The sequence below is a fragment of the Sphingobacterium sp. ML3W genome, assembly GCF_000747525.1.
Classification (GTDB): Bacteria; Bacteroidota; Bacteroidia; order Sphingobacteriales; family Sphingobacteriaceae; genus Sphingobacterium.
Window position 1 is genome coordinate 3,798,284 of the sequence record NZ_CP009278.1, and the last position, 16,367, is coordinate 3,814,650.

Annotated in this window: 10 protein-coding genes; 2 read left to right on the forward strand and 8 right to left on the reverse strand. The window is 37.6% G+C overall.

Annotated features, from left to right (window positions below; translation table 11 throughout):
• Positions 1-177 precede the first annotated feature (177 nt).
• The 7 genes from KO02_RS16275 to KO02_RS16310 form a co-directional block, all read right to left on the reverse strand.
• The gene (locus KO02_RS16275) at positions 178-1,365 is read right to left on the reverse strand and encodes a metallophosphoesterase (protein ID WP_038699967.1); all 1,188 of its coding nucleotides are present in this window, start codon (positions 1,363-1,365) and stop codon (positions 178-180) included.
• 193 nt (positions 1,366-1,558) lie between these two features.
• Entirely contained in the window at positions 1,559-3,190 is a 1,632-nt protein-coding gene (locus tag KO02_RS16280) for a PepSY-associated TM helix domain-containing protein (protein WP_038699969.1), read from the reverse strand.
• 9 nt (positions 3,191-3,199) lie between these two features.
• Positions 3,200-3,481 (reverse strand): hypothetical protein, encoded by a 282-nt coding sequence (locus KO02_RS16285; RefSeq protein ID WP_038699970.1) that lies wholly within the window; start codon positions 3,479-3,481, stop codon positions 3,200-3,202.
• 444 nt (positions 3,482-3,925) lie between these two features.
• Complete coding sequence (locus tag KO02_RS16295) at positions 3,926-5,146, reverse strand: DUF4374 domain-containing protein (protein ID WP_038699972.1); 1,221 nt, start codon at positions 5,144-5,146, stop codon at positions 3,926-3,928.
• 61 nt (positions 5,147-5,207) lie between these two features.
• Positions 5,208-7,544, reverse strand: a complete 2,337-nt coding sequence (locus KO02_RS16300) for a TonB-dependent receptor plug domain-containing protein (RefSeq protein WP_038699975.1) — start codon at positions 7,542-7,544, stop codon at positions 5,208-5,210.
• 129 nt (positions 7,545-7,673) lie between these two features.
• Entirely contained in the window at positions 7,674-8,381 is a 708-nt protein-coding gene (locus KO02_RS16305; RefSeq protein ID WP_038699977.1) for a DUF4198 domain-containing protein, read from the reverse strand.
• Between the two features lie 289 nt (positions 8,382-8,670).
• Positions 8,671-11,163, reverse strand: a complete 2,493-nt coding sequence (locus KO02_RS16310) for a ThuA domain-containing protein (RefSeq protein WP_038699980.1) — start codon at positions 11,161-11,163, stop codon at positions 8,671-8,673.
• A 286-nt stretch (positions 11,164-11,449) separates the two neighbouring features.
• Between KO02_RS16310 and KO02_RS16315 the strand changes: the two genes are divergently transcribed.
• Complete coding sequence (locus KO02_RS16315) at positions 11,450-12,877, forward strand: DUF1080 domain-containing protein (protein ID WP_038699982.1); 1,428 nt, start codon at positions 11,450-11,452, stop codon at positions 12,875-12,877.
• A gap of 39 nt (positions 12,878-12,916) precedes the next feature.
• Positions 12,917-14,896, forward strand: coding sequence for a c-type cytochrome (locus tag KO02_RS16320; protein ID WP_235212277.1), 1,980 nt, complete (start codon positions 12,917-12,919; stop codon positions 14,894-14,896).
• Between the two features lie 111 nt (positions 14,897-15,007).
• Here the strand turns inward: KO02_RS16320 and KO02_RS16325 are convergent, their stop codons facing one another.
• Positions 15,008-16,366 carry an alkaline phosphatase family protein gene (locus KO02_RS16325; protein WP_038702854.1) on the reverse strand — a complete coding sequence of 453 codons (1,359 nt, stop codon included), beginning with the start codon at positions 16,364-16,366 and terminating at the stop codon, positions 15,008-15,010.
• Between the last annotated feature and the right edge of the window lies 1 nt (position 16,367).

Genomic DNA, 16,367 nt, shown 5'->3' on the forward strand with positions numbered 1-16,367 from the left:
TAAGGTATTAGATTGATTGATTATTGAGCAAATTACAATTATTGGATCAGATTGTTAGTATAATAGCAAGATTATTACGAAAAATTGAGCAGTATTTAAAAATCCATCTTCATGATCACAAAAGAGAGGTTGTATTAAAAAATACAACCTCTTGATTCTTCAATAACTTGACCTACTTCATTTATCTTTGGTTCTTTTTAAGGTAAGAACCGTAATCTCAGGCCATACGCCTACCCTACCTTTAAGACCATGGTAACCGAAACCTCTATTGACATAAAGGAATTTCCCGTCGCGTTGATATAGTCCTGCCCACTGCTTATAGAAATATTGGATGGGACTCCATTTAAAACCAAAGAGCTCAATTCCAAATTGCATGCCATGTGTATGCCCAGCCAGAGTCAGGTGCACATGCTTCTCATGATCTACAGTAACCGCATCCCAATGAGATGGGTCATGAGACATCAGGATCTTAAAAGAATCTGCTGGTATAGCACCTGTAGCTTGATTGAGGTTACCAAATTGATGAAAACCGCCTTTGCCCCAATTCTCCACTCCAACTAAAGCAATACTTTGGCCATGTCTATGCAACAAGACTGCTTCGTTGAGTAACAATTTAAATCCCATTTCACGATGAATTTCTTTAACACGCAATAGATTAGCCTCTTTGAGTGAAGTGCTCGACCATTTGACATAATCGCCATAATCATGGTTTCCTAGAACAGAATACTTTCCATAGGGGGCCTTCAATGTCGTAAAAAGATCAATCCAGGAATCCATCTCTGAAGCCAAATTATTAACTAGATCCCCTGTGAACAACAGCAAATCGCTATTTTGAGCATTCGCCAAGTCAATACCCTTCTGTACCCCTTTGATATTACGTAAACTACCAGAATGGATATCAGATAATTGTGTGATCGTAAAATTATCAAATGCTTCGGGTAAATCTGAAAAATAAAGAATCTCTTTTCTAACTCTATAAAAATGCCGACCTCGCGTCAATCCAAAAATAATAGCCAAAAAAACCGCACCCGCTAGTATAACGACAAGTTCACTGACGTAAAAATTTCGAGGTGGAAAATTACGGAATATCCGACCGATGTCTTCTAGTAATAGAATCGGAATGGAAAATAATTTTGGAATAAAAATAAGCAACATGGCTGTAATCAAGGTAGATGCGTAACGCTGAATATCGCTGATACGTTGCCGAAGAATTACAGTGGCTATAATTGCAATAAGGACCAAAATATCTATAACCCAATAAATAACATGAATCAAGGAATTCGAAAAAAGTGTAACAATTGCTTGATAGAAGTAAATATCTCCTACCAAGAATAGTAATAAAATCAAAATAAGTCTCTGTGCCATATTCAACAAGATCTGGAAGAATAAGGCGAATGCCGTGCCAAAACGGAAAAAATATTAGAAAAACAATTGATACAGAATGGCTGTGAAATGTTTTACCACTTCAAAATCTACCCCGTCGAGACAAGTAATCAAAAATTAAGCGTCACCTCTTTCGGGAGATGACGCTTGATCAGAAATAATAACTAAAATTACGTTATTTCAATATTTTAAAAGATTTTGCTTGTTTCAATACTTTAAAAAAAGCAAAACCACATACCATGGACATCGTAATAAAAAGCATATCGATGAACAAAATATCATATGATTTTGTTTGGAAGGTATTCCAGACCCAAAGGTTTGTTGTTATCCCATTGACAACTGGCACAGCTAGACACAAAATGGTTGAGAAGATTAACGTATGCTTGTTTACTTTAGTTAGATCGCGTAACACTAATAAATAAATGATCATCACTACCCAACTATAGAAATAAAGACTATAGATAAAACTCTGATTAACAGTATCAGAAAATTTAATCACAATAAAGGTAAATGCAGTAATAGGCAGCATACTTAAGGACATGGAGATAAACAGATTTGCAGCCCAGAAATTAAACTTTCTCTTGTATGGTGGAATATTAGGTTTCTCCCGTGCTACTAGCCAAATCATAATACCGGAAGTGATCACTACACAGCCCAATAAACCGAGAACAAAATACAAAATGCGTAAGGTGCGGCCGCCAAAGTCTCCAAAATGTAAGTGATAAACTAAACTTTTGACCCAATCGACATAGGTTGCGTCAGTTTTAGGAGATTTTAGTATGGACGGTTTCCCCTCAATAGCTTTCATGCGAACATAACCAGATCCTGCAAAATTTGCACTCGGCTTTGGTTTGGTTTCTAGCGCGATTTCCATACTTTTATCTCCATAATTGCGGATATACAGTCTCGAAATGTCCGATTCTGGCCATTCACGCATCCAGTGATTGACAAATGCGTTAACGTCCATTTTATTAGGTAATACCTGATAACTATAAGTTGCTTCCATGGGTCTGGTATACTGAAGCTCTTGATACAGCTTATCCTGATCACCATTAAAAATTAATTTACTAAAAGGTGAAATAAGGACATAGTTGACGATGAGAACAACACCCGTAATGGCGAATATGAATTGAAATGGAAATCCGATTACGCCCAAAATAGTATGCATATCAGTCCATACTGTTTTCCATTTACTCCAAGGTCTAAATAAAAAGAAATTATTTTTTATCTTATCCCAATGAAGAAACAACCCTGTTATCAAAGCAAAAAGAAATAAGAATGATACAATTCCAGCTAGAAGGTAACCAAAGGGCGTTCCCAATTGAATCGGAATCTGATTGAGTGGGGCTAAAAAATGTAATCGATATAAAAACTCACCCATATCATAGCCTTCATCATAAGAACTCTGGGTTTTATCGACAAAAGAGTGTAAGAAATAGGCTGAATCCTCATTTTTCGCACCACGTCTCTTACGACCTTTTGTTTTTTCAGTTTTTACTTCTGGTTTACTAATCGTTGTATCTTGAGAGATACTCATATTGACATAAGTCCCATGTCCCTGTCTCAATAAGTAGAAATCAAAATTTCGACCCTGTAGGTTATACTTTGTACCCATAGAGTCGAGGATATAATTGAAATCTGCAGGAGCATCTACATTGCTTAATGATTTACCTTTTTGCCATGCGGCAATATCATCTTTAAAAAAGGAGAATGAACCAGCAAAAAAGATTACGTAAAGCAATGCTGCGATCACAATACCACTGATCGTGTGGGTATGAAAGTAAATATTGTATTTTCTTTGATCCATGGAACAAGGCTAATGATTGATAATATAAGGAAGAGAAAATAGTAAGGTAAGGCCAATATAAGTAAGTGCCAGACGTTCTAATTTAGGGTCTAAAAATGCCCAGAATAATAAAAATGCCCAAAGTAAGTATCCGGTAAAAAAAGCCGTAGCAATGACATTTTCAGCAGGAAACAGTTCTGTTAACAATACGTGAAAACTTATCATAACTGTATAACCACCTATAGTTCCCAATAAAATGCGGCAAAGCCTTACCCAAGGAGATTTTGTTAAATATTTTTTATTAGCAGGCATACATTAATGGATAAATACTTCTATGAGAAATGAACATAAATAGACTCCCAATACCGCACGATAACCGAAGTAAGCAAAAGGAAAGAAAAAGACTATGAGACAAGCCATACACATCAAAATCACAACAAAAGCAAATATCCCACTCGCTACGCCAATGGTATAGATTGAGCAGACAATCGCCAAGAGGAACAGCGCTATAGCGATCACCCGTGAATGTTTTTTACGATTAGCCAGATAGTCCCAAAGTTTGGATTTATCCCTCCACGCAATACGTTTAGAAGTATTCATCCATAACAGGAATGCTATGAATAAAATAAAGCAAACAGTACTCATCATAATTAAAAAAATAAAGGAAACAAAAGGATAGAAGCAGGAAACCTCAATGAGGTTTCCTTACGTTCTATCTATTATTGATATGAAACAATACTTGAAAACTTAATGTACCTATTGAACGCGTGTTACAGCAGTTATGGAACCACCTTCAACCCTAAGGCCTTGTGTTGCTGCTGCGGAATTAGCATTGACTTTATATATATAACTCACCGCATCTGTCAAGGCTACACCTATATAAGCGTTGCCATCTTTTGCTGAATAATTATTGTAAGTAACGGCTTTTATCTTATCCAAATCCGGCATGCCTGTCACATCTTTAAAGCTTTTATTGTACACGTCTACGATACCGATATGTTTACCATCATTATAACCGCCTTTTTCTGCTTTTGTGGTCATCTGAACGACAAATTTTCCTTGACCTACATAGGTCCAATTTGTAATATTTTTACCTGCACTGACTGCTTCAATATCAAAATAATATCCTTTATCGAACTCGCTAGCTCCTGATTTTATACGTAAGATAGCAGAAGGTTTTTTCGACGTAATAGCTCCTCCTTTAGTGGCTACCGCAGATGAAAAGGCATAGACATCTCCTTGCTCATCCAAAGCTAATCCATCTCTAAAATAACGACCAATGTAGCTCATACGGTCATCTTTTATCACTTTATCCAATTTCATTTCTGGGTAAGAATACACAGCTACGTATGCACTATCTGGATAAGCAGTATCAAATGCAGCATTGCAACATGCCTGAACAGACATGTAAGGAGCATATACTTTATTTCCAACTTGTTTAATCCAGGTAAAAAATGCAGATTCACCATTTCCAGCTACTTTTTGTACATCTAAAGTTCCTTCACCAGCCAACAAGAGGCTATTGGTGTTCAAACGATAGTAATTGGCCAATGGATTGGTCATATCGCGAGGAATTTTTAACATCAGGATATCCTCATTCACAGGTGCAAAAGCCTGTACTGTCTCGGTTACAAAATTGGATAGTCGTGTTAATTTACCGTCCACGATATTATAAGCAGTCACTGCCCCAGGATTTCCTTGACCATAAAGCATGGAGAAAAACTTATTATTGTGTGTCACATAATAGCGATAGGTTCCGTCTTGCTCAATCCCCTGTCCAGCTGTGGTTACCATACCCGATTCCAAATCTGGTGCTGTCAATAAATAATCTGCTACCCCAGTCGAGGCTACAGGTGAGACAGTCAGCACATAATTTCCTTTAGGGGACTCTATCCCCTGTGTATCCTTATCGCTACAAGATATAGTCATAGTGGCTAATAAGGCTATGGCAATAGCTGATTTAATTGTATTTTTCATTTTAAAATTATTAATATTAAAAATTTGTTTTACGGTTTATTATAGAGATGAAATGTTTGTTTTATTGATGGTTGCGCTGAAAATAATAGCGTAAGTTGACTGCAAAAGAGCGTCCTGGTTTTTGCAGACTAAAATTGTCATACAGATTAGCATTGCCTAGATTACGACCTTCAAAACCAATATTATATTTACCGGAACCTAAGCTGTATACGATATTAACATCATGACTGAATTGTTTTGGAACTTGTTTTTTATCATCCGAGGCACTCCCTCGACTAGGCCAGTATAACCAGAAATCGTGCACGTATAATAAATTGTACCCAACTGTTAGTTTGTTACTCTTGCCTGAAAAATCAAAGAAGGAGACTGCAACATTAGCATTGCCAAATAGATAGGGAATATTGGGCATCTGGTCATTATAAACTGGACTCACCCCTGTATACCCTTCCTCATATTTCTGTTTATTCTGCAGATATTGATATGTTAATGAACCTCCGAAATTCAAAAAGCTTTTATAAGAATAATGGGCGTCGAGATCCCAACCACGTGTACTGACACCGTCACGATTATCAGCGACTAGCTTCGATTGATTGTTATTCAACCTGTTGTATATAAAGTCAAAAGAGTAACGATAGATGAGATTTCCAGCGACAGAAAAACGATGATCATCACCTTGCTTCCAGCCATACATAGCACCTAGATTTATATTATGGCTACGTTCAGGTTTTAGATTTCCATTAGCTTCTTGGTTTTCTAAATCACCAAAGATTTCATAAGACGTTGGCATCCTGTTGGTCATTTCATAAGATGCCTTTACTTGTAGATCCGACTGCAGAAAATAAGTTGATGCCATTCCATAACCAAATCGCGTTAATGATGTAGCCTCAGCTACGTCAAGTTTATTATTCTGTGTGATCATCTTTCCAAATACGGTTGTACTCCAATGATCTTTAACATCATAACTATATCCTAAACCCATGACATTTTTAATGGAGCGCTGGCCATGTTCATAGTTATTATTTTGAGGATTCAGTTCATCCTCTCCTTTCCTATTAAAGGTCGTAGCGACGTTGCTTAAGGCAAGAGATTGACGATCGGAAAGTTTGTAATTGACGGCTAAAGATGCGAGACCTTCATTGTTTTTATAGACATAAACTTGACGACTGCGCTCACCGTTAACCCCAGTTTCCTTGTAGTTGCCATACCAATCGTAGCGTCGGTTGAGGGTGTCAATATTCTTTTCGTTACCTAAATTAAAATTCGCATTTAACGTAACATCTAATCCTTTTATTAGATTATTTTTCTGATATTTTAAGGTTGGCATAATGGTACTCCCGCGACGGTGCCACCCTCCAAATACAGAAACCATACGTGCACCTGTTTGTATTTCTTTATAGTTTTCACCCAATGTAATACCTAGGAGAAGTTTATCTGCATAGCTTTTATTGGATACGCCTACCTGAGCAACTAGTGCTTCATTATGGTATTTATCATGAAAACGCTTTACTTTAACATTTTCTTCAATACCCCAGGTATTGGGATCTGAGAACATTGTAGTTACGGTATAATCGTTGTCTGAGTAATTTTGATAGGCATTCAACAATACCATAAAACCATTTTTATTGGTGATTCCAGCATTTATGGCTGTACGGTGGGTATTAAAGGAACCATAAGAGTAAGATGCATCCAAAAAAGTACGTGGCTTAGTTGAAGTCACAATATTAACTGCTCCTCCTAATGCATCTGAACCTAACCAAATTGGAACGACCCCCTTATATACTTCTACTCGCTCGGCTAAATTGATCGGAATATTATTGATTTGAAAAGAAGTTCCAAAATTATCCATCGGAATGCCATCCAAAAAAAAGCGAATATGGCTACCAGAAAAGCCATTAAGTGTTAGACTGGTGTTGGAACCTACTCCACCTGACTCCCGTACACGTACACCAGCTACTTTATCCAGTGCATCTGCAATATTTAATGTTGAATTATATAATTTGGTTGCATCGATAGCGGTGACATTGTACGCCTGACGATTGATCTCTTTGACTTTTGTCAAGCCCATTACTTCAACCTCATTGATATCACGACTATCATCTTGCATTTCGATAATAATTGGAATGGTCAAATGATTAGACAAAATCACTTGTGGTCTGTTTACCGTAGTTTTACCAACTGCAGTAATTTGGATATCAACCGTCGATTTGCTATTTGTGAATGAAAAATTTCCACTCTTATCCGCTCGAATAATCTGTCCGTCGATTTTTACAGTTGCGAAGGGCACTCCTACCGTTTCGGATAGTACCTGCCCGCTATAACTTTTGGTATTATTTTGCGCTATGCTATTAAAAACACATAACGACATACCAATAGTCAATATTATTTTGCTATTTTGCATTGTCTTTTAATTGTAACACTTTAGGAGATATACTACATGCTTAACGTAGTAGTAAAGGCAGCCTAATTACCGTTAGACTACCTTTGGCGCCATATTAGAATTACCGTTCTATATGGCGTTTTTTCTTTTTTATTTTACCTGAAAACTTGCTGTAAGTCCCTGCCAATTCTTACTATAGGTTTTATCATTCCAATTTCCTGATTGATCGGCCATATGACTATTTTCGATGACATAGGTACCTGGCCAAATTGCCTCTGCTTTAATTTTACCTTGATGATCTGTTTTATAGCTTTTGCTCCATCCCTTTGGAGACATCACTAAAATTTCTTCATTAGCTACTGGACTGTTGCCACGCAATAATTGAATTTCTACTTGATCATTTGTTTTAAATACTTTGTTTTGGAATATGAAATGAGCTGACAAAGGAACTGCAGAATATGCAGTGCCCTTACCTACCTGAATGTGGCTTTGCGCTAAAAATTCATACCGTGTAGTTCCACCAAGTTCTTTCGCAGGATGTGAGACGAAAATCTGATAAACTCCTTCTTGGACAGGAACAAAACTAGCTTCCAAATAATCTCCCTTGTCCGTAAGTTTCAACTCAGCTTGATTGTCCGGATTTACAAGATTCAGTTTTAACTGACTTAAATCCGAATACCAGTCTTTAGTCTTTTCTATTTCTCCACTTGCGTACTCACCATAATAAATTCGGATAGTATGAGATTGGTTCTTGATACCCATTGGATTGCTTTCAATCCAGATCGCGTGAGCTTGTACCATTTGGTTACCGCCAAAAAGTACGATCATCGCGACTAATAGTTGCTTAACGTAATACATTCTTATTTAGATTAATTAAAGATAATGGACAAATATACAAAGATTGACAAAATATCCAAATCAATTTATTATTTCTATTAAATCATTTCATCTCAGAGGAAACCAAACAGGGGTGTTGGGTGCATAAGCGATCATTTAGATAATAAAGCTACAAACAATATTAGATCTCATTTAAAAAAAATCCGTTCTTCCAATTTTTCCATCACTATTTATCGCAACAAAAAAGAGGTTGTATCTTTTGATACAACCTCTTCATTTACCCGTAAATTTAATGATATGATACAATCACTTATAAGGATAGTATCCATTTAACAATTTCATTTGCTTCATCTTCTTTTAGTGATGGATGTGCTGCCATAGCTACCTCACCCCAAACACCGCTACCTCCATTAATGATTTTATGTGATAGCAGTGCTACTGCATCCTTATTATCTTTATAACGTTTGGCGACTTCTTTATAACTAGGTCCAACGGACTTCTTATCCGTTGCATGACATGCTTTACAATCGGATGCTAATACCAAAGCTTCTCCTTTAGGAACATCTGAACCTTCTTTATGTCCCAAAGATCCATCTGCTTTATCTAAATCTTTATAGGTGGTATCACTAGATGATTTCCCCCCTGCTACAGTAACAGTTTTATTCACACGTTTTGAAGGCAATTCTCCTGCATTATAATCGATTCTTGATATACCAGCATCTGCATTTTTACTGAACCAACCATTACCATATTCCAAGATGTATATTTTACCATCTGGACCAACTTCCATATCAATCGGCGAAGCCAATTTTGTATGGGGCATAAAAGGTTCCATTTTATCAAAATCACCATTTGGCAACATCGTCACGACTTTGATCCATCCACGAATCCAATCATAAATAAATAATTTTCCATCATAATAATCTGAATAACGACTTTCTTTTGGATAAAGATCTGAATAGTATACCGGACCAGTCATAGCGTTACGTCCACCCGAACCCACTTGTGGAAAATCTACAGACTCACCATATGGATACCAGATAAAAGCAGGTTGTGCTACAGGTAATTCTTTAATACCATTATTATTGCGGGAGTTATTGACCGGCTTTTGAGGATCAAATGCTTGGCTACTTTCTCCTGTTTCATAATTATAAGGATTGTAGGCATAATTATTCCCTACGAAAAATGGCCAACCGAAAAATCCAGCTTGACGCGCTTGATTCACCTCATCGTAACCTCTCGGTCCTCTACCTAAACTATCTGCATTGGCATCTGGACCAACTTCTCCCCAATAAAGAAAACCTGTTTTTGGGTCGGTGGAAATTCGGTATGGATTTCTGTTCCCCATGACATAGATTTCAGGTTTTGTATTTGCTTGCCCCTCTGCAAATAGATTTCCTTTCGGAATCTTATATGACCCATCCTTTTCTACCTGTATTCGTAAGATTTTACCGCGTAGGTCATTGCTATTCCCTGAACTTCGTGCAGCATCGTATTGCTCATGTCCAGGACGATCATCGCGAGGGGAATAACCATTACTCACAAATTTCTGATCTTTTTCATCAAATGGAGTTGAGTTATCACCTGTGGATAAATATAGATTTCTGTCTTTACCAAAAGCAAGAGAGCCACCAGTATGACAACAGATATCGCGTTGTGAATAAAACTGAAGCACTATCTTTTCCGACCCCATATCAAGTTTATTATCTTTAAACTCGAATCTTGACAAACGATTAACAGAGGTATCCTTAGGACTATAAAATGCATATACATAATGATTATCTGCAAAGTCCGGGTCTATTGTCAGTCCCATAAAACCTTCCTCAGCATTCACATTAGGGGTTTCTGTTTTATGATATACATCTAAAAAACCTACCTGACTTACTTTTTTTGTTTCCTGGTTATAGTGGAGCAACTCGCCACGGCGTTGCGAAACCAAAATATCAAGATTTGGCAAAATAGCCATTTCTGTTGGTTCAAAAAACTCACCAACTGCTAAAGAAACTTTAGTAAACCTTTCCTCTTCTGGTACTCGTTTTGTCTTGGCTTTAGTGTAATCCAATACGTAGTTATCTCCGATAGCATATTCAATACCTCCTAATACGTGCTTAAGAAATAAATCGTCTGTATAATCTTCATCTTGATGTCCTAAACCAGTATAAAAGGATCGCCCACCATCAAAATCATGGTACCAAGCCATTGGTGTTTCGGTCATTTTTTCAGGATTAGCATAGACCTTTTTATCGATTGTCATCAACACGTTAATCTGTTTGTACAACTTTTTAAAGACATACCACTCATCGGTATGTACCCAAGTATCAGATAAAAAGCTTGTTGCAGGATGTTTTTTATCCAGTATCGTTAATTCCCCTTCCTTCACTTCAGGGTGTGTAACAAAATACCCTCCAACTAACCGTCCATACCATCCCCAATCATATTCAGCATCAGCGGCTCCATGAATACCTACAAAACCTCCACCCGCTTGTATATAGCGCTCGAAGTCCGCTTCCTGGTAACTATTCAACAGATCGCCCGTCGTATTGAGGAAAACAACAGCAGAATAGTTTTTTAAAGAATCTTCTGTAATCCAATCTGCATTCGTCGTAGTATCTACGTCAAAATTATTATCGAGCCCTAACTTTTGAAGAGCAACATTTCCTTTTTCAATAGAATTGTGATGGAAGCCAGCCGTTTTACTAAAAACCAATACGCGAGGTTTTCCCGGTCGCTTATCGTGACAAGAACTTAGAACTGATACGGTCATCAGCAGTAAGAAGATTTTTGACAAAAGTGTTTTAATCATAATTAATCTTATAGGTTGTACTAACTTATTTTGCGTTTCATTATTATTAGCATAATAATTTGCCTTAAAGGTGCAATTATATTTTCGCTCTAACTAACGCTATTTTAACCAAAATATATATTATTTTGATGGCTCTTTTTTTTTAGTGATGCTATTCGGCAACCAATGTAGCTAGATCTTTGCTCCATATCTATCTCGAGGAATATTATATTAAAATTATTACAAAGAAAATCCTTTTAGCAACGACTAATTTGCTACATTTATGGTTTATAACCTAATACTCAATATGAAATTAAACTACTTGAAGTTCGGGACAACCGGCTTATGCTGGTTATTTGGAACGACATTGTTAATGGCTCAACAGCTAACGGATCAGTCAGAAATTAAACTTAACGATCTATCAGCATTCAATGCCGCAGGAAAAACTTGGACTATTGCTGAAAAAGTAATAGCGGAACCCAAAAATGAAAATGAAGTAAAACCATTAAAAGGATTGGGCATTCTTGTCAATTCAACCTCGACGAAAATGAAGGGGTCGGATTTGTTTACAAATGCAGTGCATGGAAATATGATTCTTGAGCTGGATTATTTAATGGCTAAAAATTCAAACTCCGGAATCTACCTACAGGGAAATTATGAAGTGCAATTAAAAGACTCTTGGGGTGTCCTAAATCCGTCCTCATCGGACAACGGCGGTATTTACGAACGTGTAGATAACACTAGACCTGAAGGTTACCAAGGTTATGCTCCCCGTCAAAATGCGAGCAAAGCTCCTGGCTTATGGCAACACTTGAAAATTGCATTTCAAGCACCTCAGTTTGATGCAGCGGGAAACAAAACTGTCAATGCAAGGATATTAAGCGTTGAGCTTAACGGCGTCTTGGTTCAAGAAAATGTTGAATTATTTGGTCCAACAGGTGGTGCGGCAGATAAAGAAAAAGCCCTAGGTCCTTTACGTCTTCAAGGGGACCATGGATCAGTCGCATTTAAAAATATTAAAATATCAAAACTTACGGACGATCTAATTAATGCAAGTAATAAAGGCGGCGATACTACCGATCCTATTTATATCGATGCTCCGACCAATACGATGATAAGAAGTTTTGTCAATTATGCACCTAAAAAACTTGCTGTACATGCGATATCTGTTGGGTCGCCGCAAAAGACGCACTATAGCTATGACTTAGATAATGGGGTGTTATTGCATGCATGGCATGGCGAATTTATCGATGCTACCCCGATGTGGGATGGTAGAGGTAATGGTACTTCTAGAGCTCGTGGAGCAATTACTTCTTTTGCAAAAATAGCTGCACCTGCCGTAGCGCAACTTACTAATGCGCAAGCAACATGGCCAACAGACACTACAGGAACAGGTTTTAAAACTAAAGGATATGTCATCGATAATGAAGATAGACCACAATTTAAATATAATGTGTATGGTGCAGGAGTTACAGACATCATAACGGTTTCAAATGATGGTAAGAGTTTGAACAGATCCGTGAGCGTTGACAAACCAGTTTCAAATCTTTATTTATTATTGGCCAATGCCAGTTCTATTGAAGAGCTTTCAAAAGGTTTTTACCTGATGGATGGGCAGTCCTATTATCTCGAACTTGATAAAGGTGCTCCAAAACCTATCATTAGAGATGCTAATGGTGGTAAAGAACTCATCATACAACTTGACAAACAATTAAATTATTCTATCTCATTCTAATCGAGAGAGCACAATTATTATATGAAACACACTTTTAGAATGCTAGCAATGCTAGCTTTGAGTTTTAGTTATAGCATTTCGCAAGCTCAAGAAACACCAAAAGAAGAAGATTTCTTTAAAATTATGAAAGTAAGGATGCCTGAGGGACCTGTGTTAGAGGTAGGTGGCCTAATTACTTTACCCAATGGTGACCTTGGCATATCCACCCGTAGAGGTGATGTATTTATCGTAGAAAATCCAACTAGTAATAGACCATACTTTCGGAAATTTGCTACTGGTCTACATGAGATATTGGGTCTTGCCTATAAAGATGGTGCACTATATGTAGCCCAAAGAGGCGAGCTGACTAAACTCGTTGATAAAAACATGGATGGTAAAGCCGATGTTTATGAAACGGTCTATGCATGGCCAATAAGCGGACACTATCACGAATACAGTTTTGGTCCTAAAATAGCTGCAGATGGATCCTTTTTTGTATCTGGTAACGTCGCTTTTGGAGACGAAGAATGGTGGCGTGCAGAAAGTCGCGTGCCAATGCGCGGTTGGATTATGAACATTACTGAGGATGGAAAAATGCAGCCTTGGGCAGCAGGAGTACGTTCCCCAGCAGGTATCAATGTTATTGACGGACAGCTTTATTATACCGAAAACCAAGGGGATTGGGTAGGTTCCGGAGGTTTATGGAAAGTAAGTAAAGGTGATTTTATGGGGCACCCTGCCAGTTTGGTATGGACCAAAAGACCAGATTCACCGTTAAAATTATCATCTGAATCCTTTTATTCTAAAATAGATGAACGTCGCATCAAAAATGATCAAGGAAGATACATAAAACCTGAAAATAGAGTCAATGAGAATTTCAAAACAGTTTTTGAAATGAAAAAAGAAATTCCTGAAATTCGCTTACCATCAGTATGGCTTCCACATGGTATTCTTGGGATTTCAAATTCCGAACCCGTAAAAATTCCTCAAGGAACATTTGGTCCATTTGAAGGACAATTATTGGTTGGTGATCAGGGAATGAGTATCATCTCGCGTGTATTCCTTGAAACTATAAATGGGGAAGAACAAGGAGCGGCATTTATGTTCAGAAGTGGGTTTCGTTCAGGCGTATTGAGACTTGCGTGGGGACAAGATGGTTCATTATTTGTTGGTGAAACTAACCGAGGATGGGGTTCTGCAGGTGATGCAAATGAAGGACTTGAACGCTTGGTGTACAACAATAAGATTCCATTTGAGATGAAAGCTGTAAGAGCAATGCCTGATGGTTTTGAAATTGAGTTTACCCAACCTGTTGATTTAAATTCAGCGCAAGATTTAGCTTCGTATAGTGTTGAAAGTTTTATTTACAAATATCATCCTGTATATGGTTCACCTCCTGTTAATAAAGAGACTTTAAATATTAAAGGTGTTAAGGTTTCTCCCGATGGACTTAAAGCTAGAATTGTAGTAGATGGTCTTCGTGAGCATTATATCCATACCATTAATGTGGATGGTATCCGTGAAAAGCAAAACTTCTACTCTATTGTTCACCCAGACGCTTATTACACTTTAAACGCAATACCTAATGGAGAAAAATTAGCTTTAAGCGCATTGAGTACTAAAAACTCTGCAAATGACCCTGTGGTGGAGGTTACTGCAAAACCGATCGATAAGGTTGCAACAACCAATAACAAAGTTGCGACAGCAAAAAAGACAGCTGAAGTAAAGACGAAAGTTAACGAGGTAAAACCGAAAGTAACCGAAGTGAAAACAGTTACTAAAGCGCCAACTTATGCTGAAGTAAAGGGGTTATTGACAAGTAATACTTGCTTGGCCTGTCATAACCCTACAAAAAAGCAAATAGGACCATCTTTCACTGAAATTGCTAAACGTAAATATTCAAATGAAAAGATTGTGCAGCTCATCTATAACCCTAAACCTGAAAACTGGCCAGGTTATGCTACAGAAATGCCTCCTATGCCTCAAGTTTCTAAGGCTGACGGATTAAAAATTGCAGCTTATATCAACTCATTAAAATAATAATGATACTAAACAAGAAAGCCATTCCTAAAAAGAATGGCTTTCTTGTTTTATATGATGTCCTTCTAGTTTCGATTTTCTTAAAAGCGAACCAATAGTTCCGTAATATGATTATTTTCCACTATGCAAAGACTTCCAAATTAAATCGTAAACTTGAGTCGCTTGTATATTGCCTGTGTGTAAACTTGCGTCAGTTATTAAAACAGGATGAAATTTCTCTGGTGTATTGACACTTCCATGCGACCCTTTAACCAAATTAGCATCTAATGGAATCACATCCATTACATAACGAAACCCTGCTTTCTTTCTCAAGAGTTTATACAAAGCTCGAAACTTTGAGGACATAAACATTTCGACAGGATCATACCCTGGCTTTTTATGGATATCAACACATCTTGCATAATCAGGAGCTTTGTCATCATCGAGCCAGAAATAATAAGTGAACCAGCTTTCTGGAGATGCAACCAAAACAAACTCACCCGCACGTTCATGGGCTATCCCATACTCCTCTTTCCCTTGCTGATCCAGAACCTGAGCAATCCCTGGTGTTCTATCCAAGATCTCTTTCACCTGAGCCACTACTGACTGATCGTTGATATAGACATGCGCTACCTGATGATCCGCAACGACAAAGGCTTTGGAAGCTCCTGCATCTAATAACTCTAGACCGCGCTCCATACGTATTTGTAATAATCCTGCTTCTCTAAAGATTCGATTGATATGTATGGGATTATTTACTGGTACAATACCATACTCGGAAAGTACAATAACATTCGCACCTCTGTTTTCATAGAATACAACCAGTTCCCCGATCAAGGTATCTATTTCACCAAGCTCCTTACTGATATTATTCCAATCATTGCCAAATTTCTGTAAGCAATAGTCCAAATGAGGTAAATAGATTAGCGATAGTGTAGGATCATAAAGCTCATCTGTAATCATGGAGGCATCGGCAATCCATCTGCTCGATTTGATATTGGCACCAGGTCCCCAAAAATTAAAAAGAGGAAACTGACCCAGTTTTTCTTGTAAAATATCACGTAACTCTGCTGGTTCTGCATAACAATCTGGCAGTTTTCGACCATCGGCCAAATAATTGGGTCGTGGCGTAACGCTATAGTCAGCATTCGAATACATATTGTACCACCAAAATAGATTGGCACAAGTAAAATTTGGGTCTTCTTTTTTGGCTTTGTCCCAAATCTTTTCCACGAGCACCAATTTGTTGGATTGCTTCCAGAATTTAATTTCCGAATCAACTTCATCATACCAACCATTTCCAACAATACCATGCTCTGTAGGCTGTTTTCCTGTCAGATATGTTGACTGTACACTGGTTGTTAATGCCGGTAGCATGGGAGCTATTGCAGCTAAATTTTTCTCCTTTAGATACCGTTCTAAAAATGGGGTATGCTTTCCGATTAAGTTCGCAGATAAACCAACTACATCGATTACAACTGTTTTCTTCATC